This window comes from Sneathiella litorea (genome assembly GCF_009882915.1).
In the GTDB taxonomy this organism is placed as follows: domain Bacteria; phylum Pseudomonadota; class Alphaproteobacteria; order Sneathiellales; family Sneathiellaceae; genus Sneathiella; species Sneathiella litorea.
The window spans coordinates 300053-324428 of sequence record NZ_WTUW01000002.1 but is presented as its reverse complement, the minus strand read 5'-3'; the positions used below and the strand labels follow the sequence as shown (position 1 = coordinate 324428).

Annotated in this window: 22 protein-coding genes and 4 tRNA genes; 25 read left to right on the top strand and 1 reads right to left on the bottom strand. The window is 52.1% G+C overall.

Going from position 1 to position 24376, the window contains the following annotated elements; all coding sequences use genetic code 11:
- Positions 1 to 145: 145 nt before the first annotated feature.
- Positions 146 to 1315, top strand: a complete 1170-nt coding sequence (locus tag GQE98_RS07770) for an aminotransferase (protein ID WP_161315105.1) — start codon at positions 146 to 148, stop codon at positions 1313 to 1315.
- A gap of 50 nt (positions 1316 to 1365) precedes the next feature.
- Positions 1366 to 1442 (top strand) — tRNA-His (locus GQE98_RS07765).
- A gap of 354 nt (positions 1443 to 1796) precedes the next feature.
- On the opposite strand, the gene GQE98_RS18405 is transcribed toward GQE98_RS07765, so the two are convergent.
- Positions 1797 to 2060, bottom strand: a complete 264-nt coding sequence (locus GQE98_RS18405) for a PGPGW domain-containing protein (protein ID WP_161315104.1) — start codon at positions 2058 to 2060, stop codon at positions 1797 to 1799.
- A gap of 111 nt (positions 2061 to 2171) precedes the next feature.
- On the opposite strand from GQE98_RS18405, the gene GQE98_RS07755 reads away from it, so the two are divergent.
- The 23 genes from GQE98_RS07755 to nuoL all read left to right on the top strand — a co-directional run bounded on the left by GQE98_RS07755 (position 2172) and on the right by nuoL (position 24376).
- A complete protein-coding gene (locus GQE98_RS07755) occupies positions 2172 to 3587 on the top strand; it encodes an amidase (RefSeq protein ID WP_161315103.1) in 1416 nt (471 codons plus the stop codon).
- A 4-nt stretch (positions 3588 to 3591) separates the two neighbouring features.
- Positions 3592 to 5082 (top strand): NAD(P)H-hydrate dehydratase, encoded by a 1491-nt coding sequence (locus GQE98_RS07750; protein WP_161315102.1) that lies wholly within the window; start codon positions 3592 to 3594, stop codon positions 5080 to 5082.
- A gap of 91 nt (positions 5083 to 5173) precedes the next feature.
- The gene (locus tag GQE98_RS07745) at positions 5174 to 5410 is read left to right on the top strand and encodes a hypothetical protein (RefSeq protein ID WP_161315101.1); all 237 of its coding nucleotides are present in this window, start codon (positions 5174 to 5176) and stop codon (positions 5408 to 5410) included.
- 246 nt (positions 5411 to 5656) lie between these two features.
- Positions 5657 to 5741, top strand: a tRNA-Leu gene (locus GQE98_RS07740).
- 93 nt (positions 5742 to 5834) lie between these two features.
- Complete coding sequence (gene tig / locus GQE98_RS07735) at positions 5835 to 7274, top strand: trigger factor (protein WP_161315100.1); 1440 nt, start codon at positions 5835 to 5837, stop codon at positions 7272 to 7274.
- Positions 7275 to 7364: 90 nt separating this feature from the next.
- Positions 7365 to 8009, top strand: a complete 645-nt coding sequence (gene clpP, locus GQE98_RS07730) for an ATP-dependent Clp endopeptidase proteolytic subunit ClpP (RefSeq protein ID WP_161315099.1) — start codon at positions 7365 to 7367, stop codon at positions 8007 to 8009.
- Between the two features lie 206 nt (positions 8010 to 8215).
- Positions 8216 to 9478: an ATP-dependent Clp protease ATP-binding subunit ClpX gene (gene clpX / locus GQE98_RS07725; protein ID WP_161315098.1), complete on the top strand. Its 1263-nt coding sequence runs from the start codon at positions 8216 to 8218 to the stop codon at positions 9476 to 9478.
- A 111-nt stretch (positions 9479 to 9589) separates the two neighbouring features.
- Positions 9590 to 12001: an endopeptidase La gene (gene lon, locus GQE98_RS07720; protein WP_161316224.1), complete on the top strand. Its 2412-nt coding sequence runs from the start codon at positions 9590 to 9592 to the stop codon at positions 11999 to 12001.
- Between the two features lie 151 nt (positions 12002 to 12152).
- Positions 12153 to 12428, top strand: coding sequence for an HU family DNA-binding protein (locus GQE98_RS07715; protein WP_161315097.1), 276 nt, complete (start codon positions 12153 to 12155; stop codon positions 12426 to 12428).
- A gap of 113 nt (positions 12429 to 12541) precedes the next feature.
- A tRNA-Val gene (locus GQE98_RS07710) sits at positions 12542 to 12618 on the top strand.
- A gap of 273 nt (positions 12619 to 12891) precedes the next feature.
- Positions 12892 to 12968: transfer RNA gene (locus GQE98_RS07705), tRNA-Asp, on the top strand.
- A 215-nt stretch (positions 12969 to 13183) separates the two neighbouring features.
- Positions 13184 to 13549: an NADH-quinone oxidoreductase subunit A gene (locus GQE98_RS07700; protein WP_161315096.1), complete on the top strand. Its 366-nt coding sequence runs from the start codon at positions 13184 to 13186 to the stop codon at positions 13547 to 13549.
- Positions 13540 to 14088, top strand: a complete 549-nt coding sequence (locus tag GQE98_RS07695; protein WP_161315095.1) for a NuoB/complex I 20 kDa subunit family protein — start codon at positions 13540 to 13542, stop codon at positions 14086 to 14088. Before GQE98_RS07700 ends, GQE98_RS07695 begins: the two co-directional genes overlap by 10 nt.
- 20 nt (positions 14089 to 14108) lie before the next feature.
- Positions 14109 to 14717, top strand: coding sequence for an NADH-quinone oxidoreductase subunit C (locus GQE98_RS07690; RefSeq protein ID WP_161315094.1), 609 nt, complete (start codon positions 14109 to 14111; stop codon positions 14715 to 14717).
- Positions 14717 to 15895, top strand: a complete 1179-nt coding sequence (locus GQE98_RS07685; protein ID WP_161315093.1) for an NADH-quinone oxidoreductase subunit D — start codon at positions 14717 to 14719, stop codon at positions 15893 to 15895. Before GQE98_RS07690 ends, GQE98_RS07685 begins: the two co-directional genes overlap by 1 nt.
- Positions 15892 to 16494: an NADH-quinone oxidoreductase subunit NuoE gene (nuoE, locus tag GQE98_RS07680; protein WP_161315092.1), complete on the top strand. Its 603-nt coding sequence runs from the start codon at positions 15892 to 15894 to the stop codon at positions 16492 to 16494. Before GQE98_RS07685 ends, nuoE begins: the two co-directional genes overlap by 4 nt.
- Positions 16494 to 17774 carry an NADH-quinone oxidoreductase subunit NuoF gene (nuoF, locus tag GQE98_RS07675; protein WP_161315091.1) on the top strand — a complete coding sequence of 427 codons (1281 nt, stop codon included), beginning with the start codon at positions 16494 to 16496 and terminating at the stop codon, positions 17772 to 17774. The genes nuoE and nuoF overlap by 1 nt, the downstream gene beginning before the upstream one ends.
- A gap of 26 nt (positions 17775 to 17800) precedes the next feature.
- A complete protein-coding gene (gene nuoG / locus GQE98_RS07670) occupies positions 17801 to 19852 on the top strand; it encodes an NADH-quinone oxidoreductase subunit NuoG (protein WP_161315090.1) in 2052 nt (683 codons plus the stop codon).
- Complete coding sequence (gene nuoH / locus GQE98_RS07665; RefSeq protein WP_161315089.1) at positions 19845 to 20870, top strand: NADH-quinone oxidoreductase subunit NuoH; 1026 nt, start codon at positions 19845 to 19847, stop codon at positions 20868 to 20870. The genes nuoG and nuoH overlap by 8 nt, the downstream gene beginning before the upstream one ends.
- Positions 20871 to 20946: 76 nt before the next feature.
- Positions 20947 to 21435 (top strand): NADH-quinone oxidoreductase subunit NuoI, encoded by a 489-nt coding sequence (nuoI, locus tag GQE98_RS07660; protein WP_161315088.1) that lies wholly within the window; start codon positions 20947 to 20949, stop codon positions 21433 to 21435.
- 64 nt (positions 21436 to 21499) lie between these two features.
- Positions 21500 to 22114, top strand: a complete 615-nt coding sequence (locus tag GQE98_RS07655) for an NADH-quinone oxidoreductase subunit J (protein WP_161315087.1) — start codon at positions 21500 to 21502, stop codon at positions 22112 to 22114.
- Between the two features lie 9 nt (positions 22115 to 22123).
- Positions 22124 to 22432, top strand: coding sequence for an NADH-quinone oxidoreductase subunit NuoK (gene nuoK / locus GQE98_RS07650; protein ID WP_161315086.1), 309 nt, complete (start codon positions 22124 to 22126; stop codon positions 22430 to 22432).
- 12 nt (positions 22433 to 22444) lie between these two features.
- Positions 22445 to 24376, top strand: a complete 1932-nt coding sequence (gene nuoL, locus GQE98_RS07645) for an NADH-quinone oxidoreductase subunit L (protein WP_161316223.1) — start codon at positions 22445 to 22447, stop codon at positions 24374 to 24376.

The window sequence follows — 24376 nt, the reverse complement described above, 5'->3', positions numbered from 1 at the left end:
GGTTTTGCCCTCAGATATGCCGCGCTTTCTGGGTAGGGGCAAGAAAAGATTCCGTAATTCATGCGCCCGGAACTGGTTTCGCTTGATATTGGCGCCAGTCCGGGCGTAGTTTGTGCGCGCATTTATTTATTGACAGGGATCGCGAGTGAAAAATACCAGTGATGTATTAGCCGGCTTCGGCACAACCATTTTTGAAGTCATGTCGAAGCTCGCGATCGAGCATCAAGCGATTAACCTCGGGCAGGGCTTCCCGGATGAGGACGGTCCAGCGGATATCCGTCATCTCGCCGCAAAGTCAGTGGAGGAGGGGCCGAACCAGTATCCGCCCATGATGGGTGTGCCGGAACTGCGCCAGGCTGTTGCCGACCATGACCGCCGCTTTTACGGCCTAAATGTTGACTGGCAGACGGATGTCCTTGTGACCTCCGGCGCAACGGAATCCCTGGCGGCCTGCATGCTTGGCCTGATCAATCCGGGAGATGAGGTGGTCCTGTTCGAACCGCTTTATGATTGCTACCTTCCAATGATCAAGCTGGCCGGTGGCATCCCGAAATTTGTCCGTCTTGATCCGCCCAACTGGGAGATTGATGAAGAAAAACTCCGCGCGGCATTTAGTGACAAGACCAAGCTGATCCTGATGAACAGCCCAATGAACCCGACAGGAAAGGTTTTCACGCGAGAGGAGTTGGAACTCATCGCGGAGCTTTCCATCAAGCATGATACCTATGCCATTTGTGACGAAGTGTATGAGCATATTGTCTTCGGGCAAAAAGAGCATCTCTCGCTCATGACCCTGCCCGGCATGCGGGAGCGCACGGCGCGTATCGCTTCGGCGGGCAAGACGTTTTCTCTCACCGGTTGGAAAGTCGGCTATCTCACCGCGGCGGCGGACCTGACCGCGCGCATCGCGAAGGCACATCAGTTCCTGACCTTCACGACGGCGCCGAATTTGCAAAGGGCGGTGGCTTATGGTCTCGCCAAGGATGACGCTTTTTATAATGACCTGAAAAGTTCCATGGAGGCCAAGCGCGACCGGTTCCGCAATGGCCTGCAGCGCATTGGCTTTACGACGGCGGATTGCGATGGCACTTATTTTATCAATGCGGATATCAGCTCGATTGGTTTTGACGGCACGGATGAGGAGTTCTGCCGCCTGATCACGACCGAGGCCGGGGTTGCCGCCGTTCCGTGCAGCGCCTTTTATCAATCCGAGGGCGCCCGCACGAATTTCGCACGCTTCTGCTTTTCCAAACGGGACGAAGTGCTTGATGCGGCAATTGAAAAATTGCAGGATTTTTTTGGGAAAAGAGGCTAAAGTTCTCTTGACCGGCGCTGGCAGTATCGCTAAACAGGGCCGCTCTTACGGCGAACGTAGCTCAGTTGGTTAGAGCGCCTGACTGTGACTCAGGAGGTCGGGGGTTCAAGACCCCTCGTTCGCCCCAAATCAACCCCTTGAAACCTATACGGTTTCTTGGGGTTTTTGCTGTCGTCATTGTGCTCGATTTTACAATTTTCTGCTAGCGGTTTTCCAGTCCAACTCATATTTTGTTCTTATCGAGTCGCGAAACTGTCCTTAAGGCGTGGCATATTTTACTTTGTGAGTTTGCGAGCCATCTATTTTATTTCTTGAAACGCTTCAATTGTCTTCAGGGCTTGAGCTAATCCACAAATCAAAGAGCTCGCTGGGTAAATCCTTAATTTTACCAAAATACAAGAAATCTAGAGAAATCCCATATTTCTTACAGAGAGCAATCGCTATGCGTCTTAATTGACTGTATTAACTCAAGAAACCCCTTTCAACTGTTTGAGTTGGAAGGGGTTTTGCTTTCCTGATGTTCGTTTCCGTTACGCTTCTTCTGGCGTTTTCCAATCCACACAAGCAGTTTCCTGCGCCAACGTCGGGCGAAGGCGTAATCGGTCGAGAGAATGAGCAGGCCGAGCGGTATCATCCAAAATCCGAGAACGGGGAGAAATCCAAAAGCCCCGCCGATGACAAGCGACCATCCGAGTATAAAACGTCCGATCTTGGTCTTTGGGTTTTGGAAAGGTTGTTTGGGCATTCCTGATCATATGACCATAAAAATACCCGGCGTCAAGGAATGACAGTTGCCTGTTTTCGCGTGAACGCCTACTCTTTCTTCATCGAGGAAAGAGAATAAATGGGGGGCGTCATGAACAACGATTTGGCCTTTGCAACTGCAACGGAATTACTTGATGGTTACAGGGACGGCGCAATTTCCCCGGTAGAGGCGACGAAAGCGGCGCTGGCCCAGATCGAGATGTATAACAGTGCGTTGAATGCCTTCGTAATTGTGGATGAGGACTATGCGCTGGCCCGGGCGCGTGAGTCGGAGGCGCGCTGGCGGGCGGCAACACCGATGGGTCTTATTGACGGTGTGCCGACGACCATAAAGGATCTACTCCTCACCGAAGGTTGGCCGACATTGCGCGGATCTTTGAGCGTGGACGCCGCGGGGCCGTGGAATGATGATGCCCCTTGCACAGCGCGCCTGAAAGAACATGGTGCGGTGATCCTGGGTAAGACAACGACACCGGAATTCGGCTGGAAAGGGGTGACGGACAGCCCCCGGACTGGCATTACGCGCAATCCCTGGAACAAGAATACAACGCCTGGCGGCTCCAGCGGAGGCGCGTCGGCGGCCTGCGCGGCAGGAATGGGCGTTTTCCACGTTGGGACGGACGGGGGAGGTTCGATCCGTATTCCCGCTTCGTTTACCGGAATATTCGGGATCAAGGCTAGTTATGGGAGGGTTCCTGCCTGGCCGCTCTCTCCCTTTGGTACTGTTGCCCATGTGGGACCGATGACGCGGAACGTCCGGGACGGAGCGATCATGCTTCAGGTCCTGAGCGAACCCGACGTGCGGGACTGGACCTCGCTACCGCCGACAGATACAGATTATCTTGCGGGTCTTTCTGCCTCTATTCGCGGGAAGAGGATTGCCTATAGCCCAACACTTGGCTATGCGACAGTGCACCCTGAAGTGGCAGCAGCGGTCAAAAGTGCAGTAACGCTTTTTGAGGATCTCGGCGCCATTGTTGAGGAGGTTGACCCGGGGTTTGATAATCCCTTGCCGATATTCAATACGCTTTGGTGGTCCGGGGCAGCCTTTGCGCTCCGAAACCTGAGTGACAAGCAGCTCAGTGAACTTGATCCGGGCCTGCGTATAGTGGTGGAGGAGGGGGCAAAAATAACCCTCACCGATTATCTGGAGGCGAACCAGGCGCGGGGTGAACTCGGTGTCAGAATGCGTCAGTTCCATAAAACCTATGATTTGTTAGTCACACCGGCGCTGTCTATTCCGGCCTTTGAGGCAGGAAAGCTGGCGCCGGAGGATCTGGCGGCAGTGGGCGCCTGGGTTGACTGGACGCCCTTCTCCTATCCGTTCAACCTGACCCAGCAACCGGCTTGCTCTATTAATTGTGGCTTTTCGAGTGATGGTCTGCCAATTGGCTTGCAAATTGTCGGACCGATGCAGGATGACCTTGCTGTTCTGAATGCAGCCTTCGCGTTTGAGCAAGTCTCCCCGGTTGTCGGGGCGCGACCTGATTTAGACAGGCTACTCTGATTCCATGACCTTCCCATCGGAACTCCTTAGCGTCGGAGAAATGTATCAGGCGGATCGTCTCGCCATGGAGGGGGGCGTTTCCGGGACGACCCTGATGGAAGCGGCGGGCGCCGGTATAGCGGATATAATTCTTGGGGACTGGCCGACGGGGCGGTGCCTTGTGGTGTGTGGGCCCGGAAACAATGGCGGCGATGGGTATGTAATTGCCCGGTATTTGATGGATGCAGGATGGGAAGTCGACGTTGCCTCCGTTGTCGACCCCTCAGTTCTGAAAGGCGATGCCGCCGTAATGCGGGACAAATGGGTGGGGGATATTCTGTCTCCACATGAAGTCGTAATCACGAATTTGGATCTTGTCGTGGACGCGGTATTCGGGGCCGGATTTTCGCGCTTTCTGGAAGAAGATGTTTCCAAGCTGTTGTCCGGAATCAAAAAGGCGTCCGTTCCCGTCGTCGCCGTGGATGTGCCAAGCGGTGTCAACGGGGATACCGGTGCGGTCGATCCGAACGCGATTCCCGCTGCAATGACAGTGACCTTTTTTCGGGCGAAACCCGGTCATTTTCTTTATCCTGGCCGATCCTTCTGTGGGAAGCTCAGGATTATCGATATCGGGATTGCTCCAGATTATCTTGAGGAAATTGATCCCGATACGCATTTGAACGGACCTGATCTCTGGCAGGATGACTTGCCACTCCTATTGCCGGAAATACAGAAATACAGCCGAGGGCATGTTGCGGTGATCGGCGGGGGTGTTTCCTCCACCGGGGCCGCACGTCTTGCGGCGCGCGCTTCCCTTCGGGCTGGTGCCGGCGCGACAACAATTGTCAGCCCGCCCTCCGCTTTGGTGATATATTCCATGGCGCTGGAAGCGGTGATGGTCACATCATTTAAGGAGGCAGATGAGTTTGCAGACTGGCTTCGCTCGCGGCGCATAGGAACTGTGCTCATCGGTCCGGGCAATGGCATTACGGACAGAACACGGGAATTCACGCGGATCGCCCTTGAAGGCAACGCCAATGTCATCATTGATGCGGATGCCCTCACGGTTTTCAAGGATGAGCCGGATACGCTATTTTCACTGATCAAGGAAAAAGGCGAGGGGGAAGTCATATTGACGCCCCATGAAGCGGAGTTTGAACGGATATTTTCCTTTGCCGGCTCCAAGCTGGAGCGGGCGCGATCTGCGGCCGAACTTTCCGGGGCAGTTGTTCTCCTGAAAGGTGCGGATACGGTGGTTTCAACACCGGATGGAAAAGCGGTCATAAATCACAATGCACCTCCTTATCTTGCGACAGCTGGCTCGGGCGATGTACTTGGGGGCCTCATTGCGGGACTGTTCTCTGGCGGGATGGCAGCTTTTTCGGCGGCTGCGACCGCTGTCTGGTTGCATGGCGCCGCAGGCCAGAAACTTGGGCCAGGCCTTATTTCGGAGGATATTGAAAGAGTAGTCCCGGAGATTTTATCGGAACTTTTGGAGAGTCTCGAAAAAGCGTAAAAAACAACGTATTCATCAACAGTTTTTTTACGATTTGTGTTTATAAACGGGATATTACTGCAAAGGCCGATAATTTTTATGGGTGATATATATGTTTTTTAGAAAGCAAAGTTTGCGGGACCGGATCGCTTCTGGCGATATCTTTTACCGGCGTATGATGTTGAGCTTGCAAGAACAAGCAACAGTACTTCGAATAGAAGACGACAATCAGGGCATTCCGCATGTCCATTATGAAAAAACGGTCCTCCGCACAGGTTTTCAGGAACCTTCCGGCACAAATGTTCTGGCCCTAGCGATTTTCGAGCGGGATTTCCAGGCCGCTCAGTAATCTCTTAATTTAGAACTATAAAGGACGACGCAAAAAGCACCTCGTCGTTTATAAATGCTTTTGCTTGTCCCATCGCCCATATTGGCACCTATTTCACCCAACAGATCCCGGCGAGTTTGGTTCTTTTAATTTTTCTCGCCCTTTATTGGTAATTCCCCTAGTCAATCCCAGAAATCATATGCTATAGACAGCCGCTCTCGTTTAGAGCGTTCATAATTATAGCGGACGCAGCGGGTGCAAAATGATGCGGGTGTGGCGGAATTGGTAGACGCGCTGGTTTTAGGTACCAGTTTCTTATGAAGTGGGGGTTCGATTCCCTCCACCCGCACCAATACACTGAAGGAAGCTTTCGGGCTGGCGCTTTTCGTCACAAAATGGGGCGGGATGCGTTTTTTGCTAAATTAAAGATGACGGGCGATCGTTCATGCAAATTACACAGACTAACTCTGACGGTTTAAAGCGGGATTTCACGATTGTTGTTGAGGCAGCGGAAATCGATACGAAAGTTACGGAAAAGCTGACAACTGTCGGTGCAGAAGTGAAACTTCCGGGGTTTCGCCCAGGTAAAGTTCCCCTTGCAATCTTGCGTCAGCGGTTTGGCAAATCTGTCATGGGCGAAGTGCTTGAGCAGACCGTCAATGAGATGAGCCAGAAGGCGCTTGATGAAAATGAACTGCGCCCCGCTCAGCAGCCGAAAATTGAAATCACCAAGTTCGATGAAGGGACGGATCTTGAATTCACCCTGGAAGTCGAGATTATGCCAGACTTTACACCGATGGATTTTTCCAAGCTGAAGCTGGAAAAACTGGTCGCCGAAGTCGAGGAAGAAAAGGTGGATGAGGCGCTGACGGAAATTGCCGGACAGCAGAAGAATTTCGTTGCTGTTTCCAAGAACCGCAAATCGAAAGAGGGCGATGCCCTCCAGATCGATTTTGTCGGCAAGGTAGACGGTGAGGCCTTTGAAGGTGGTTCTGCCGAAGGACATCAGTTGGAGCTCGGCTCCAATAGCTTTATTCCTGGTTTTGAAGAGCAGCTTGTCGGCACCAAGGGCGGCGATGAAGTTGAAGTAAACGTAACTTTCCCGGAAAATTATGGCGCTGAACACCTTGCTGGTAAGGATGCCGTGTTTGAGGTGAAGGTTCATGAAGTACGTGAAAGCGCGGAAGTCGAAATCAATGACGAGTTTGCCAAAAAACTTGGTCTTGATGACCTGAACGCCCTGAAGGATGCTGTTCGTGGACAAATTGGCGAACAATATAACCAGTTTTCGCGTCAGTCGTTGAAACGCAACATGCTTGATGCCATGGCAGATGCCCATGATTTCGAAGTACCGCCCGGAATGAAACAGGGTGAGTTCGATAACATCTGGAAGCAGTTTGAGCAGGAACTGGAACAGTCTGGCCAGAAGCTTGAAGATCAGGACAAGTCTGAGGAAGAACTGCGTACAGAATATATGGATATTGCTGAACGCCGCGTGCGCCTTGGTTTGTTGCTGGCAGAAGTCGGCCGGATTAATAATATCGAGGTTTCCCAGGACGAGGTGAACCAGGCCATGGTTGCGCAAGCACGCAACTATCCCGGTCAGGAACAGATGATTTTTGAGATGTTCCAGAAACGTCCTGAAATGCAGGCACAGCTTCGGGCTCCGATTTTCGAGGATAAGGTTATTGACTTTATTTCCGAGTTGGCGACGGTTACGGAAAAGAAAGTTTCCGTTGACGAGCTGATGAAGGATCCGGACGAGGAAGAGGCTGAGAAGCCGACGAAGAAGCCCGCAGCCAAAAAGGCCGCACCGAAAAAGGCGGCTCCTAAGAAAACCACCGCAAAAAAACCGGCTGCCAAGAAGGCGGCTGAAAAGAAATAGTCCTGGAAACAGGAAAAGCGGATTTGCAGTTGCGCTCGTCGTACATATATGATGACGTGGCGCAGCTGCTGAATTGAAGGAAACGCGAGAATGGTTGATGTCATCGACACCTATATGAATAACTTGGTCCCGATGGTGGTGGAGCAAACAGCCCGCGGGGAGCGGTCTTACGATATTTTTTCCCGCCTGCTGAAAGAACGGATTATTTTCGTTACCGGTCAGGTTCAAGACGGCATGGCGGGGCTGATTACGGCTCAGCTTCTCTTTCTGGAAGCTGAAAATCCGAAAAAGCCGATCTATATGTATATCAACTCGCCTGGGGGTGTCGTAACGTCGGGACTCGCCATTTATGATACGATGCAATATATCAAGCCCGATATCGCAACTGTTTGTATTGGACAGGCGGCTTCCATGGGCTCCTTCCTGCTAACGGCCGGTACAAAAGGCAAGAGATATAGCCTTCCCAACGCAAGGATTATGATCCATCAGCCGTCAGGCGGTGCGCAGGGGCAGGCTACGGATATTGAAATCCAGGCTCGTGAAATCCTGAAAGTGCGAGCTCGGCTCAACAAGCTCTATGTTGAACATACGGGGCAGCCGCTGGATGTAATTGAGGCGTCGATGGAACGAGACAACTTCATGACCGCAGAAGAGGCTAAGGAGTTTGGTCTGGTCGATGAAGTCGTAATGAAGCGTCCTACGGATGCAGACGAAGACGACACGAAATCCAAGTAACTCCGCAGTACGAACTGATTTGTTTTTCGTAAAACAGGCGTTAGTTACGTCATGTTAACGAAAAGTTGAGTCAATTTTACATATTATATATCCTCGACCTGATCAAAACGGTTAGCCGCCATTGATTTCGATGAGATGAACATTATTGTTGTCGCCCGCAGTGACGACGGCTAATATGAAAAGTCGAACGGACTATTGGAGTATTTATGACCAAATTAAGTGGTGGAGATTCGAAAAATACCCTGTACTGCTCCTTCTGCGGCAAGAGCCAGCACGAAGTGAGAAAGCTGATCGCGGGACCGACTGTGTTCATTTGCGATGAATGCGTTGAGCTGTGCATGGATATTATTCGCGAAGAACACAAAAGCACCCTGGTAAAGACGAATGATGGTGTTCCTACACCAATGGAAATTTGCAAGGTTCTGGACGACTATGTGATTGGCCAGTTTCACGCAAAAAGGGTTTTGTCCGTTGCTGTCCATAACCATTACAAGCGGTTACACCATAGTGGTAAATCGGATGACGTGGAACTTGCAAAATCCAACATTCTGCTGATCGGTCCGACCGGGTGCGGCAAGACGCTGCTTGCCCAAACACTGGCCCGTATTCTTGATGTTCCTTTCACCATGGCGGATGCCACGACCCTGACCGAAGCCGGTTATGTTGGTGAGGATGTGGAGAATATCATTCTCAAGTTGTTGCAGTCCGCTGATTACAATGTAGAGCGGGCGCAGCGCGGTATCGTCTATATCGATGAGGTAGACAAGATAAGCCGGAAATCTGATAATCCGTCTATCACCCGGGATGTATCGGGCGAGGGCGTGCAGCAGGCACTTCTGAAAATCATGGAAGGCACTGTTGCCTCCGTTCCGCCGCAAGGCGGTCGCAAGCATCCGCAGCAGGAATTCCTGCAGGTTGATACGACGAATATCCTGTTTATCTGTGGCGGCGCTTTCGCCGGTCTCGATAAGATTATCGGCTCGCGCGGGAAAGATACCTCCATTGGTTTCGGTGCTTCTGTCGAGGCGGAAGAGGATCGTAATGTTGGCGAGACGTTGAAGGACGTTGAGCCGGAAGATCTCCTGAAATTCGGGCTTATTCCCGAATTTGTTGGCCGTCTCCCGGTTGTTGCCACGCTTGAGAACCTCGATGAGGAAGCGTTGATTGAAATTCTGACCTCCCCGAAGAATGCCTTGGTCAAACAGTATCAGCGCTTGTTCGATATGGAGAATATCAATCTGACCTTTACAGATGATGCGCTGTCGGCCATCGCCAAGAAGGCGATCATTCGCAAGACAGGTGCCCGTGGCCTCCGGTCAATCATGGAAAATATCCTTCTGGATTCAATGTACGATCTTCCGTCTCTTGAAGGGGTGGAGGAAATCGTTATTAATGCAGAGGTGGTTGACGGTGGGACTCAGCCTCTCCATATATATGCTGACCGGCAGGACGCGACGAGTAGCGCGTAATCCGGCAATGTGGGAAGGGAGCCCCTTCCCACTGTTTTTAATTAGTCAGGACCAGCATGTATTATCCGGCTGCTACGGCATGTCACCGCGCCGGTCCCAGAAGGCAACATGATGATTGATACACCTCGTACGCAGATATTTCCGGTTCTTCCGCTTCGCGATATTGTCGTATTCCCGCATATGATTGTTCCGCTGTTCGTCGGGCGCGACAAATCCGTACGGGCACTCGAAGACGTGATGAAGGATGACAAGCAAATCCTTCTGGTGTCGCAGAAGAACGCGAGCCAGGACGATCCGGGTGAGGAAGATATTCATCGCGTAGGTACGATTGCATCAGTCCTGCAGCTTTTGAAACTCCCGGACGGGACGGTCAAAGTCCTGGTCGAAGGCGGCGAGCGGGCACGGATTGAAAAGTTTCTCGATAACCCAGACTTCTTCCAGGCCCATGCGGAAATTCTTGAAGAAAAAGATGCCGATACGCCTGAGTTGGAGGCGTTGGCTCGGTCGGTCATTTCGCAGTTTGAACAGTATGTGAAGCTCAATCGCAAGATTCCGCCGGAAGTCCTTGTCTCGCTGAATCAGATTGATGAGCCGTCTAAGCTTGCTGATACAATGGCGTCGCACATGGCGCTCAAGATTTCTGAAAAGCAGGAACTGCTTGAAATCGAAAGCGCGACAGAACGGCTGGAGCGTGTCTACGCGCTGATGGAAGACGAGATTGGTGTCCTGCAGGTTGAGAAGAAAATTCGCAGCCGGGTGAAGCGCCAGATGGAGAAAACCCAACGCGAATATTATCTGAATGAGCAGATGAAGGCGATCCAGAAAGAACTGGGTGAGGGCGAGGACGGCCGCGATGAACTGACCGAGCTTGAAGAGAAGATCGCCAAGACCAAGCTAACGAAAGAAGCGCTCGAAAAATGTAATCAGGAGATGAAGAAACTCCGTAACATGAGCCCGATGTCAGCAGAAGCGACTGTTGTCCGCAATTATCTCGACTGGATCATCAGCCTGCCATGGAACAAGCGTACACGTATCAAGAAGGACCTTGTCCGGGCGGAAAAAATTCTGGATGACGATCATTATGGTCTGGAAAAGGTCAAGGAACGTATCATTGAATATCTTGCTGTGCAGCAGCGCATGAAGAAAATTCGGGGATCGATCCTTTGTCTTGTTGGTCCTCCCGGTGTTGGTAAAACCTCACTTGGTAAATCTGTTGCCAAGGCGACGGGCCGGAATTTTGTCCGTGTAGCGTTAGGCGGAGTGCGTGACGAAGCGGAAATTCGCGGCCATCGCCGGACCTATATCGGCTCCATGCCGGGCAAGGTCATTCAGTCAATGAAGAAGGCCAAGTCCAGTAATCCGCTCTTCCTGTTTGATGAAATTGATAAACTCGGCAATGATTTCCGGGGCGATCCATCTTCTGCGCTGCTTGAAGTGCTGGATCCAGAGCAAAATGCAACTTTTGCGGATCATTATCTTGAAGTTGAATTCGACCTATCGGAGGTGATGTTCATCTGTACAGCAAACTCGCTTAACATGCCGGGCCCGTTGCGCGATCGCATGGAAATCATTCATCTGTCGGGCTATACCGAAGATGAAAAAGTCGAGATTGCGAAACGTCATCTGGTGAAGAAGCAGATGAAGGCCCATGGCCTGAAACAGGATGAATGGTCCATTACGGATGAAGCTATCCGCGATCTTATCCGTTATTACGCCCGCGAAGCTGGAGTTCGTAATCTGGAGCGGGAATTTGCCAAGCTGTGCCGTAAGTCGATCAAGCAGATCATCACCGACGGGGTAAAATCCGTAGCCATTACAACGGATAACCTGAAGGATTATGCGGGTGTCCGCCGGTATCGTTTCGGCGAGGTGGAGGAAAATGATCAGGTTGGCCTGACGACAGGGCTTGCCTGGACCGAAGTTGGCGGCGAACTGCTGACGATTGAAGCGGTCAAGCTTTACGGCAAGGGCCGGATGCAGATTACCGGTAAACTCGGTGATGTCATGCAGGAATCCGTTCAGGCGGCGAAAAGCTTTGTACAATCGCGTTGCCTTGAAATGGGCGTGAAACCCACGGATTTTGACAAGCATGATATCCATGTTCATGTGCCCGAGGGCGCAACGCCAAAGGATGGACCATCCGCCGGTGTGGCCATGGTGACCTCGATTATTTCGGTGCTGACAAATATTCCGGTGAGCAAGGATGTCGCCATGACAGGCGAGGTAACATTACGCGGCCGGGTGCTGCCGATCGGCGGGCTGAAGGAAAAACTTTTGGCAGCTCTTCGCGGGGGCATCAAGAAGGTGTTGATTCCAAAGGAGAATGAAAAGGATCTTGCGGAAATTCCGGATAATGTGAAAGAGGGGCTGGAAATTATCCCTGTTTCTGAAGTCTCGGAAGTTCTGAAACATGCCTTGACGAAACCACTCGTTCCATTGAATTGGACCGAGGAGGAACTGGCGAAGGAACTCGCCGGAGCGGCTGCTCAGCGAAAAGTTGAGGATGGTGTAACAACCCACTGACATTAATTGAAAACCGGGTCAAAACCGCAGAAAAGTTGGGGATATCTTCACTTTTCCCTTTGACCCGGGGCAGCCGACAAACTAGTATTCCACCGTCTTAAACGAATTTCTTGATTAGATATGTTCAAGTCTAAATTGAAGGGGGCTTATAGTGAATAAGAATGATCTCATTGCCGCAGTAGCTGATATTTCAGGTCTGGGGAAAGCAGAAGCAGGGAAAAGTGTTGATGCAGTTCTCGAAGCGGTTTCCGGCGCCTTAAGTGGTGGCGATGAAGTTCGCTTGGTTGGCTTCGGCACGTTCAGCGTTGCTGATCGCAAAGCTTCAGAAGGGCGTAATCCACGCACGGGCGAAACGATCAAGATTCCGGCTTCCAAACAGCCGAAATTCAAAGCTGGTAAAGCCTTGAAGGACTCGGTCAACAAGTAACAATTACGGTTACAGACCAAAATGAATGCCAGGTTCAATTATTTGGACCTGGCTTCATTTTTTTACTTCCAATTGCCGGTGTAGGTTGATATACACGGGCTCGCTTGAAAAATGGGTGATTAGCTCAGCTGGTTAGAGCATCTCGTTTACACCGAGAGGGTCGGGAGTTCGAATCTCTCATCACCCACCATTTTCATACAATAAGCTGTTTTTTATATGCCTGCCTGATTGTGCGTTGTCTGCGCGAAAGGGATCTGGGCGTTGTCTTGATCTGGATAGAAATAGCAGAAAACTGGTGATCCTGACGTGTGGCGGTAACATGAACAATGTTTCCAAGCACCCCGATAGTCGCGGTTTATGCAATGAATTCAGGTTTGTCGCGAAAGACCGAAAATTTTTTTCGAATTCTTTTTTATGCGGCTTGACAGGGCCTTACTGGTCCAATACAAAACAGCGTCCCTGCGGGGGTGTAGCTCAGTTGGTTAGAGCGCCGGCCTGTCACGCCGGAGGTCGCGGGTTCGAGCCCCGTCACTCCCGCCACTTTTCCCAAAACTGCGAATAATTTAGGATGTTTGCGCCCACCATCGGCGCATACCCTGCTGTGGGTCACCACATTTTGAATTAGGGCGGAATTTTGTTGCTAATTCGGTTTTCTTCCTTATAACCCGACACTATAATACCGAACGTAATTTCGAAGGAGAGGTTGCTGCCAAATGGGTTGATCTTGACCTGTTTGTCGTGGCAGTTTTGATATTATGGAAGCCTTGCTTGTAGAATATTTGCCCATTCTGATTTTTCTGGGGTTAGCCGTCGGCTTGTCGGCAGTGATTGTGATTGCCTCGATGGTTGTCGCAGCGCAGCATCCTGATGCTGAAAAGCTTTCCCCGTATGAATGCGGTTTCGAACCCTTTGACGATGCCCGTAATCAGTTTGACGTCCGGTTTTACCTGGTCGCCATCCTGTTTATCATTTTCGATCTTGAAGTCGCCTTTCTGTTCCCCTGGTCAGTATCCCTCGGCGGCGTCGGGCTCTACGGTTTCTGGTCGATGATGGTTTTCCTCGGGATCCTCACAATTGGATTTATTTATGAGTGGAAAAAGGGAGCTCTGGAATGGGAGTAAGTTCTGAACTGACCGGTACGGAAGCTCATCCCGGCACACAAGACCAGGACGCATTTTTCCGCGAGATCGGCCAAGAGTTGGATGATAAGGGCTTTATCGTTACTCAGGTCGACAAGCTTGCGAATTGGGCGCGTACGGGCTCCCTGTGGCCAATGACGTTCGGTCTGGCTTGTTGTGCGGTTGAGATGATGCATGCCTGGCAGCCTCGCTATGATATGGAACGTCTCGGTGTTGTTCCGCGCGGTTCGCCTCGTCAGTCTGATGTTATGATCGTTGCAGGCACGCTTACCAATAAAATGGCGCCGGCACTTCGGAAGGTTTATGACCAGATGGCAGAGCCACGTTATGTTATTTCCATGGGGTCCTGTGCGAACGGAGGGGGATATTATCATTATTCCTATTCTGTTGTTCGCGGGTGCGATAGAATCGTGCCAGTTGATATTTATGTGCCCGGATGTCCGCCTACGGCAGAAGCGCTGATCTACGGTGTTTTTCAGCTTCAGAAGAAAATACACCGTACCGGTACATTTTTGCGCTAACGGAAGGGATCGTCAGTTACATGAGTGAAGCGCTAAAAGAGCTGGGCGAATTGATCGCAGCCGAACTTTCCGATGAGGTGGTGTCGACCAAAGTCGCCTTTAGTGAGTTGACCGTTAATGTGCGCGCAGAATCAGTAGACAAGGTTCTCGAATTCCTGCGCAATGATGCCAACTGCAAGTTTGAAATCCTCTGCGATGTTTGTGGTGTAGATTATCCGACGCGGGCCAAACGCTTTGATGTCGTCTATAACCTGCTCAGCCTTCGTCATAACCAGAGGATTATTGTCAAGGCGGAGACGGACGCTCGGACGCCGGTGCCCTCCGTTGTTGGATTGTTCCCGGCCGCGAACTGGTTTGAGCGTGAAGCCTGGGATATGTACGGAATCATGTTTTCCGGCCATCCGGACTTGCGGCGGATGCTGACGGATTATGGTTTTGAAGGGCATCCTTTACGGAAAGATTTCCCGCTTACTGGTTATGTTGAGCTGCGCTACAGCGAAGACGAGAAGCGTGTCGTATATGAACCGGTCAATCTGACGCAGGAATTCCGCAAGTTTGATTTCGAAAGTCCCTGGGAAGGAACAGAATATGTTCTGCCGGGTGATGAAAAAGCAGAAGGACAGGGCTGATGGCGGAAGTCCAGATCAAAAACTACACGCTGAATTTTGGTCCGCAGCATCCGGCGGCTCATGGTGTTCTTCGTATGGTCATGGAACTTGATGGTGAGGTGGTTGAGCGGATCGATCCGCATATTGGCCTGCTCCATCGTGGCACCGAAAAGCTGATCGAGCATAAAACCTATATGCAGGCGATGCCTTATTTCGACCGTCTCGACTATGTGGCGGCGATGAGTCAGGAGCATGCCTTTGTGCTGGCGGCGGAGAAATTACTGGGCTGTGAAGTCCCGGAACGCGGGCAGTATATCCGCGTCCTCTTTTCGGAAATCTCCCGTGTCCTCAATCACATCATGAATGTTTGTGCGCAGGCCATGGATGTTGGCGCAACGACGCCGATGCTTTGGGGATTCGTTGAGCGCGAGACCTTGATGGAATTCTACGAACGCGCCAGCGGTGCCCGCATGCATGCGGCTTATTTTCGCGTTGGTGGCGTTCATCAGGACATCACTGAAAAGCTGATGGACGATATCCGGGTCTTTATTGAACAGTTCCCGGCGATCCTGGATGATATCGAGGCTCTGCTTACCGAAAACCGTATTTTTAAGCAGCGGAACGTTGATATTGGCGTTGTGACCGAGGAAGAGGCTATGGCCTGGGGTTTCTCCGGTGTGATGCTTCGCTCAACCGGTCTTGCGTGGGATCTTCGGAAAGCGCAACCTTATGACGTATACTCGAGAATGGATTTTGACATTCCCGTCGGTCTTAATGGCGACTGCTTTGATCGCTATCTGATGCGGATGGAGGAAATGCGCCAGTCGCTCAAGATCATGACGCAATGTCTGGACCAGATGAAGCCGGGCCCGGTTCTCTCGACCGACCCGAAAATTGCACCGCCCCGGCGAAGTGAAATGAAAACCTCTATGGAAGCCTTGATCAATCATTTCAAACATTACACAGAGGGTGTGAAAGTGCCGGCCGGAGAGACCTATACAGCGGTTGAGGCGCCGAAAGGGGAGTTTGGCGTTTATCTTGTCTCTGACGGGTCAAACAAACCCTATCGCTGCAAGATCAGGGCGCCGGGATTTGCTCATTTGCAAGGCATGGACTTTTTGACCAAGGGCCATATGCTGGCCGATGCGTCAGCTATTCTCGGCAGTTTGGATATCGTTTTTGGTGAGGTGGACCGGTGAGTCAGGTTATCGAAACAGGTAAAGCCTTTGAATTTACGGCTGAAAATGTCGAAAAGGCCAAGAAATTCATCGCGAGATATCCTGAAGGCCGACAGCAAAGCGCGGTGATGCCGCTGCTCGACCTTGCGCAACGTCAGAACGAGAACTGGCTGTCCAAGGAGGCGCTCGAATATGTCGGGACGTTCCTGGATGTTCCTTACATGCGCGTGCTGGAGGTAGCGACCTTCTACACCATGTATAACCTCAAGCCCGTCGGGAAATATTTCCTTCAGCTTTGCCGGACAACGCCTTGTTGGCTCCGCGGAAGCGACGATCTGGAGGCGGTCTGCAAGAATAAGCTCGGGATCACCAATGGTGAAACCACGGAAGATGGCATGTTCAGCCTGCTGGAGGTGGAATGCCTCGGTGCTTGCGTGAATGCACCGATTGTGCAGATCAATGATGATTTCTACGAAGATCTGAATGCTGAAAATTTCGAGGCGGTCCTCGACAAGCTGGCAAGCGGTGATGTCCCGCCCAAGGGGCCACAGATTGATCGGGTCAATTCGGCGCCTGAAGGCGGTCCGACGACATTGCTAGAAAAGACGGAGGGCGCGTAATGCTGAAAGATCAGGATCGGATTTTTACCAATCTTTACGGCATTCACGATTGGAAGCTGGCCGGTGCAAAAAGCCGGGGCGTCTGGGATAATACCAAGGCGCTTATCGAGATGGGGCAGGATGGCATTATCGACGCGATGAAGGAAAGTGGCCTTCGCGGCCGCGGCGGCGCCGGCTTTCCAACGGGTCTGAAATGGTCCTTCATGCCGAAGGAATCCGATGGCCGGCCGAGCTACCTTGTTGTGAATGCGGATGAATCCGAGCCCGGCACCTGCAAGGACCGGGAAATCATGCGATTCGATCCTCATCGTTTGCTGGAAGGGTGTCTCGTCGCAGGTTTCGCCATGCGGGCGGTTGCGGCCTACATTTATATTCGCGGTGAGTTCGTTCAGGAGGCGATCAATCTGGAGATTGCCATTCAGGAAGCCTATGACGACGGACTGATCGGCAAGAACGCCTCCGGCTCGGGCTATGATTTTGATATCTATCTGCATCGCGGGGCTGGCGCCTATATCTGCGGTGAGGAAACGGCTCTTATCGAGAGTTTGGAAGGCAATAAAGGCCAGCCGCGCCTGAAGCCGCCGTTTCCGGCAAATGTTGGTGTCTGGGGCTGTCCGTCTACCGTGAACAATGTTGAGAGTATCGCCGTTGCGCCTGAAATTCTTCGGCGCGGGGAAGGATGGTTCTCCGGTCTTGGCCGTCCAAACAACACCGGCACAAAGCTTTTCTGCATTTCGGGTCATGTGAACAAGCCTTGCAATGTGGAAGAGGAAATGGGCATTCCGCTGAAAGAGCTGATCGAGAAGCATGCGGGCGGTGTCCGCGGCGGTTGGGATAACCTGCTTGCGATCATTCCCGGTGGATCGTCCGTTCCGCTGCTGCCGAAGAGTATTTGCGATGATATCCTGATGGATTTTGACAGCCTGCGCGATGCCCAGAGTGGCCTCGGGACTGCCGCTGTCATCGTGATGGACAAATCGACGGATGTGATCCGCGCGATTGAGCGGCTCTCGCATTTCTACAAGCATGAAAGCTGCGGCCAGTGCACGCCATGCCGGGAAGGTACCGGCTGGATGTGGCGGGTGATGCAGCGTCTTGTCTCCGGTGATGCGGAGGTTGAGGAAATCGATATGTTGATCAATGTATCGAAACGGATTGAAGGCCATACCATCTGCGCCCTTGGCGACGCGGCGGCTTGGCCAATTCAGGGGCTGGTGCGGCACTTCCGCCCGGTTATTGAGGAACGTATCAAATCACGGAAGGCCAGCAAGGCGGCCTGAGGGCTGGCCCGCGTGGGGAGTGAAGAATGCCGACACTTACAGTAGATGGTGTAGAAGTTACAGTTGATCCGGGAACTACGGTGCTGCAAGCCTGTGAGGAAGCGGGCGCGGAAATTCCGCGTTTTTGCTATCACGAACGGTTGTCAATCGCTGGTAACTGCCGCATGTGCCTGGTGGAGATGGAGAAGGCGCCGAAGCTCGTTGCCTCCTGCGCCATGCCTGCGGGTGACGGCATGGTCATTCACACCAATACGCAAAAGGTCAAGGAAGGGCGCGAAGGCGCCATGGAATTCCTGCTGATCAATCATCCGCTCGATTGCCCGATTTGTGATCAGGGCGGTGAGTGTGATTTGCAGGATCAGTCCATGGCCTACGGTTCCGGTTCCAGTCGCTATGATGAGCTAAAGCGCGCCGTTAGCGAAAAGAATATGGGCCCACTTATCAAGACGACAATGACCCGCTGTATTCATTGCACGCGCTGTGTCCGCTTCGCGACAGAGGTTGCCGGGGTTGAGGACTTGGGGGCGATTAACCGCGGCGAGAATATGGAGATTACCACCTATCTTGAGCAGGCGCTCGATAGTGAGCTCTCCGGCAATATCATTGATCTTTGTCCGGTCGGGGCACTAACGTCAAAGCCTTATGCCTTTACGGCACGGCCTTGGGAGCTGTCAAAGACCCAAAGCGTTGATGTTCTCGATGCGGTTGGCGCGAATATCCGGGTTGATAGCCGGGGTAAGGAAGTCATGCGGTTTTTGCCGCGCCTGAATGAAGATGTGAACGAAGAATGGCTTTCTGACCGGTCCCGTTTTTCCTATGACGGCCTGAAAGCGCAACGGCTCGATACACCTTACGTCCGCAAGGATGGCAAGCTGCAGCCCGCTAGCTGGGGTGAGGCCTTTGACGTCATTGCGGCCAAGCTGGACGGTGTTGACGGTGCGAATATTGGCGCGATTGCCGGGGATCTGGTTTGTAGCGAGAGTATGAAGGCTCTGAAGGATCTGATGGACCTTCTGGAATCACCGAATATCGATTGCCGTCAGGACGGCGCGGCGCTGACGACGGAGAATCGCGCCGGTTATCTGTTTAACTCAACCATTGCCGGAATTGAGGAGGCGGATGCCCTCCTGATCGTGGGTAGTAACCCGCGTCATGAAGCGGCTTTGATCAATGCCCGTATCCGCAAACGCTGGAAAATGGGTAACTTCCCGATTGCGCTGATCGGCGAACAGGTCGACCTGACCTATGCCTATGATTATCTCGGTGCCGGCCCCGCGACCTTGAAGGAAGTGGCCGAGGGGAAGCATTCTTTTGCTGAAACCCTTAAAAAGGCCGAGCGGCCGATGATCATCGTCGGGCAGGGCGCGCTGAGCCGTAATGATGGCGCGGCAGTTCTCGCTCTGACGAAGAAGATTGCCGATGAATTTGGGCTTGTTTCTGATGACTGGAACGGATTTAACGTCCTTCATACTGCCGCAGCCCGAGTTGGAGGCCTTGATCTTGGTCTCGTACCGGGTGAAAACGGAAAATCTGCCAAAGAGATGCTGGATGGCTCCCTTGACGTACTGTTTCTGCTCGGGGCGGACGAAATTGACGTTTCAAATCTTGAAAGCAGTTTCGTGATTTATCAGGGCAGCCATGGCGATGCCGGGGCAAGCGCCGCGGATGTTATCTTGCCGGGTGCGGCCTACACGGAAAAGGATGCGACCTGGGTAAATACAGAAGGTCGGGTGCAACTCGGGCGGCGAGCCATTTTCCCGCCAGGAGATGCACGGGAGGATTGGACAATCCTTCGGGCGCTCTCCGAGAAACTTGGAAAAACGCTACCTTATAATACTATAAAGGAACTTCGTGAGAAAATGGTTGAGGTAGCTCCTCACTTTGCTGACATCGATCAGGTGACAGCGGCAGACTGGGGGTCTTTCGCTACTGAAGGGGCAATTGATGATGCGCCCTTCATCAACCCGATTACAGATTACTATCTGACTAATCCGATTTCACGTTCCAGCCGGATCATGGCTGAATGCAGTACGACTTTCTCTAAAGTAAAGGGTGAGGGGACCGGTACAAATGGCTGAGTTTTGGGATATTTATCTTCTCCCGACCCTGATTATTGTTGGCCAGATCCTGCTGATTGTCTTGCCGCTATTGTTGGCGGTGGCTTATCTGACGTTGTATGAGCGGAAGGTTATGGCGGTAATGCAGCTGCGCAAGGGGCCGAATGTGGTGGGACCGTTTGGTCTTCTGCAGCCGCTTGCCGATGGCGCAAAGCTCTTCTTCAAGGAAACGGTTGTCCCGACAGGTGCGAACAAGGTGCTGTTCTTGCTTGCGCCGATGGTGACTTTTATCCTGAGCCTGATCGCCTGGGCGGTTATTCCCTTTGATGAGGGATGGGTGCTCGCCGATATCAATGTCGGCATACTTTACCTGTTCGCGATTTCATCACTCGGTGTATATGGCATTATCGTCGCTGGCTGGGCCTCAAACTCACGGTATCCGTTCCTCGGCGCGTTGCGCTCGGCGGCGCAGATGGTCTCCTATGAAGTATCCATTGGCTTTGTGATTGTAACGGTTCTGCTCTGCGCAGGAACGCTCAATCTTACGGGTATCGTGGAATCACAGAAAGGGGATCTTGGACTTCTGAATTGGTGGTTTGTTCCGCTTTTCCCAATGTTCATCATCTTCTTCGTCTCAATCCTGGCGGAAACCAATCGTCACCCGTTCGATTTGCCGGAGGCAGAAGCTGAACTGGTCGCCGGATATCAGACCGAATATTCTTCTATGGCATTTGCGCTCTTCTTCCTGGGTGAGTATGCCAACATGATCCTGATGAGCGGGATTTGCACGGTGTTGTTCCTGGGTGGCTGGTTGCCGCCAGCGGACTGGGCAATCTTCACCTGGATTCCGGGAATCATCTGGTTCGGTATCAAGATTGCCATTCTGCTGTTCGTCTTCATCTGGGTGCGGGCAACATTGCCGCGATATCGTTATGACCAGTTGATGCGGCTTGGCTGGAAAGTGTTTTTGCCCTTCTCCCTGTTGTGGGTCGTCGTGACGGCCGGTTTCCTTGTCTATTTCGACATGGTTCCGGCGTAGGGCAAATATTAGTGAACCGCCGGCGCCGAAATTCAGGCGATGGCAAATAATGAGATAGTGAAAAGGCTGTTTTAAAATGAGCTTTATCGACAAACAGGCGCGTAGTCTGCTTCTGGCGGAGATTGTCACCGGACTGGCGACGACGTTCCGCTATATGTTCAAGACTAAGGCGACCATCAACTATCCATATGAAAAAGGCCCGCTAAGCCCACGCTTTCGGGGCGAGCATGTGTTGCGGCGCTATCCTAATGGGGAAGAGCGTTGTATTGCCTGTAAGCTTTGCGAAGCGGCGTGTCCGGCACTGGCCATCACGATTGAGGCTGAACCGCGTGATGACGGGAGCCGGCGCACCACCCGTTATGACATTGATATGACGAAGTGTATCTATTGCGGTTTCTGTCAGGAGGCCTGTCCGGTGGATGCCATTGTCGAAGGGCCTAATTTCGAGTTTGCAACGGAAACCCGCGAAGAACTTTTCTACGACAAGCAGAAATTGCTCGATAACGGGGATCGCTGGGAGCAGGAAGTTGCCCAGAATCTGGTCGCTGAAGCGCCCTATAGATAATTGAAGGTAAGATAGTGACAGCTATGCGAATGAAAGAAATAATAATGACGGGAAGAGGGGCACGATGATTATCTCGACAATTGCCTTCTATCTTTTTGCGGCAATGACCATTGCTTCGGCATTTATGGTTATTTCGGCGAAGAACCCGGTTCATTCTGTGCTCTATCTGATTCTCGCCTTCTTTAACTCGGCGGCGCTTTTCGTGCTGCTCGGGGCGGAATTCATCGCGATGATCTTGATAGTGGTTTATGTCGGTGCTGTGGCCGTTCTCTTCCTCTTTGTCGTTATGATGCTCGACATCAATTTTGCAGAGTTGCGGCAGGGCTTTTTGCAATATTTGCCGATTGGCGGGCTGATTGGCCTGATCCTGCTGATCGAGCTTATTTTGGTTGTGAGCGGCTGGGCCCTCTCACCGGAGGCAATACAGGTTGGGTCGCAGGTTGCGCCAACCGTCTCTGATCTTACAAATACGGAACAGCTCGGGCATGTGATTTACACGGATTATGCGTATCTGTTCCAGATTGCGGGCATGATCCTGCTGGTGGCGATGATCGGGGCAATCGTGCTGACCAACCGGACACGGCCGGGTGTTCGCAAACAGAAGATTGCCGAACAGGTCTATCGTCGTCCGGAAGACTCGATGGCCGTTCGTAAAGTTGAGCCTGGACAAGGCGTGTAAGGGGGAAACATGGAAATCGGTCTTGCACATTACCTGACGGTGTCGGCGATTCTGCTGACCCTGGGTATATTCGGCATTTTCCTGAACCGGAAGAATGTCATCGTGATCCTGATGTCGATTGAGTTGATGTTGCTTGCCGTCAATATCAATCTTGTCGCCTTTTCTGCTTATCTGGGTAATCTGGTTGGGCAGGTGTTCGCGCTGTTTATCCTGACAGTAGCAGCTGGTGAAGCGGCGATCGGGCTTGCCATTCTCGTAGTTTATTTCCGAAATCGCGGCACCATCGCGGTTGAGGACATCCATCACATGAAGGGTTAAGACAAAATCATGATGTACGTCCTCATCGTTTTCTTGCCGTTTGTCGCGGCTCTGATAGCCGGATTCTTTGGCCGTTCCATCGGGGATCGCGGCAGCCAACTTGTTACCTGTACCGCTGTTATTATCAGTGCCCTCTTGTCCTGGTTGGCTCTGTACCAGATCGCGTTCCTCCATACTACGGAAGTAATAGAGCTTCTGACCTGGATCGATTCTGGTGATTTTGATGTTAGCTGGACGCTTCGGATTGACAGCCTGACGGCGGTGATGCTGGTGGTGGTTAACACTGTATCGGCTGTCGTTCATGTGTATTCCATTGGCTATATGTCACATGATCCAAACAAGCCGCGTTTCATGTCCTATTTATCGCTCTTTACTTTTGCGATGTTGATGCTGGTGACCTCTGATAACTTCGTACAGCTTTATTTCGGCTGGGAAGGCGTTGGGCTTGCGAGTTACCTGCTCATTGGGTTCTGGTATAAAAAGCCAACTGCCAATGCTGCGGCGATCAAGGCATTCGTCGTCAACCGGGTTGGGGACTTCGGTTTTGCCCTTGGTATTATGGGCATTTATCTTGTCTTTGATTCCGTCAGTTTCGACGATGTATTCTCCGCGGCTCCAAGTCAGGTTGGCCAGACGTTTGAATTCCTTGGGTATCAGGTGGACATCCTGACGACTCTTTGCTTGTTGCTCTTCGTTGGTGCCATGGGTAAATCGGCACAGCTCGGCCTACATACCTGGCTGCCGGATGCGATGGAAGGGCCGACGCCTGTATCTGCCCTAATCCATGCGGCAACGATGGTAACGGCCGGCGTCTTTATGGTTGCCCGTTGTTCACCCATTTTCGAATATTCGCCGGACGCGCTGATGTTTGTGACGGTTATCGGTGCCTCCACAGCGTTTTTCGCGGCGACCGTTGGCCTTGTGCAAAACGACATCAAACGCGTGATCGCCTATTCCACCTGTTCGCAGCTTGGTTATATGTTCTTCGCGATCGGTGTTGGTGCCTATCCTATTGCCATCTTCCATCTTTTCACCCATGCCTTCTTCAAGGCGTTGCTTTTCCTCGGTGCAGGATCCGTTATTCACTCGGTTTCTGACGAACAGGATATGCGGAACATGGGTGGGCTCTGGAAGCATATCAAGATTACCTATGCGATGATGTGGATCGGTTCTCTGGCGCTTGCCGGTGTGCCTTGGTTTGCCGGTTATTTTTCCAAGGATGCAATCATCGAGGCCGCCTTTGCATCGGGTACGGATGTAGGGCTTTACGCTTTCTGGATGGGGATTGCTGCGGCGGTGCTGACGGCCTTCTATTCCTGGCGCCTCCTGTTCATGACGTTCCATGGCAAGCCGCGGGCAAGCAAGGAGGTCATGGATCATGTGCATGAAAGCAGCAATGTCATGCTGATACCGCTTTACGTTCTTGCGGTCGGTGCTGTATTTGCCGGTTTTGCTTTCTACGGACCAATGGTGGGGGACGGTTATGAGGCGTTTTGGGGCGAAGCGATCTTCCTTAATCCGGAAAACCATATCATGCATAACTTCCATGATGTGCCGGGCTGGGTTATTGCAGGGCCACTGATTGCGACAGCGCTTGGTATCCTGGTCGCCTTCAACATGTATATCCGCCGGACCGATATTCCGGTGCAGCTCGCCAAGACACATGCCGCGCTGTACCAATTCCTGCTCAACAAATGGTATTTTGATGAGCTCTATGATTTCATCATCGTACGGCCCTCCAAGGCAATTGGCCGGTTCTTGTGGACCTTTGGCGATGGCAAGGTGATCGATGGGCTTGGGCCGGATGGAATAGCTGGTCGGGTGTTGGTGCTGGCGCGCAGAGCGTCACAGCTGCAAAGCGGTTATGTGTACCATTATGCGTTCGCCATGTTGCTTGGTGTCGCGGGTTTTGTTTCTTACTTTTTCTTTGCGGGTGGACATTAA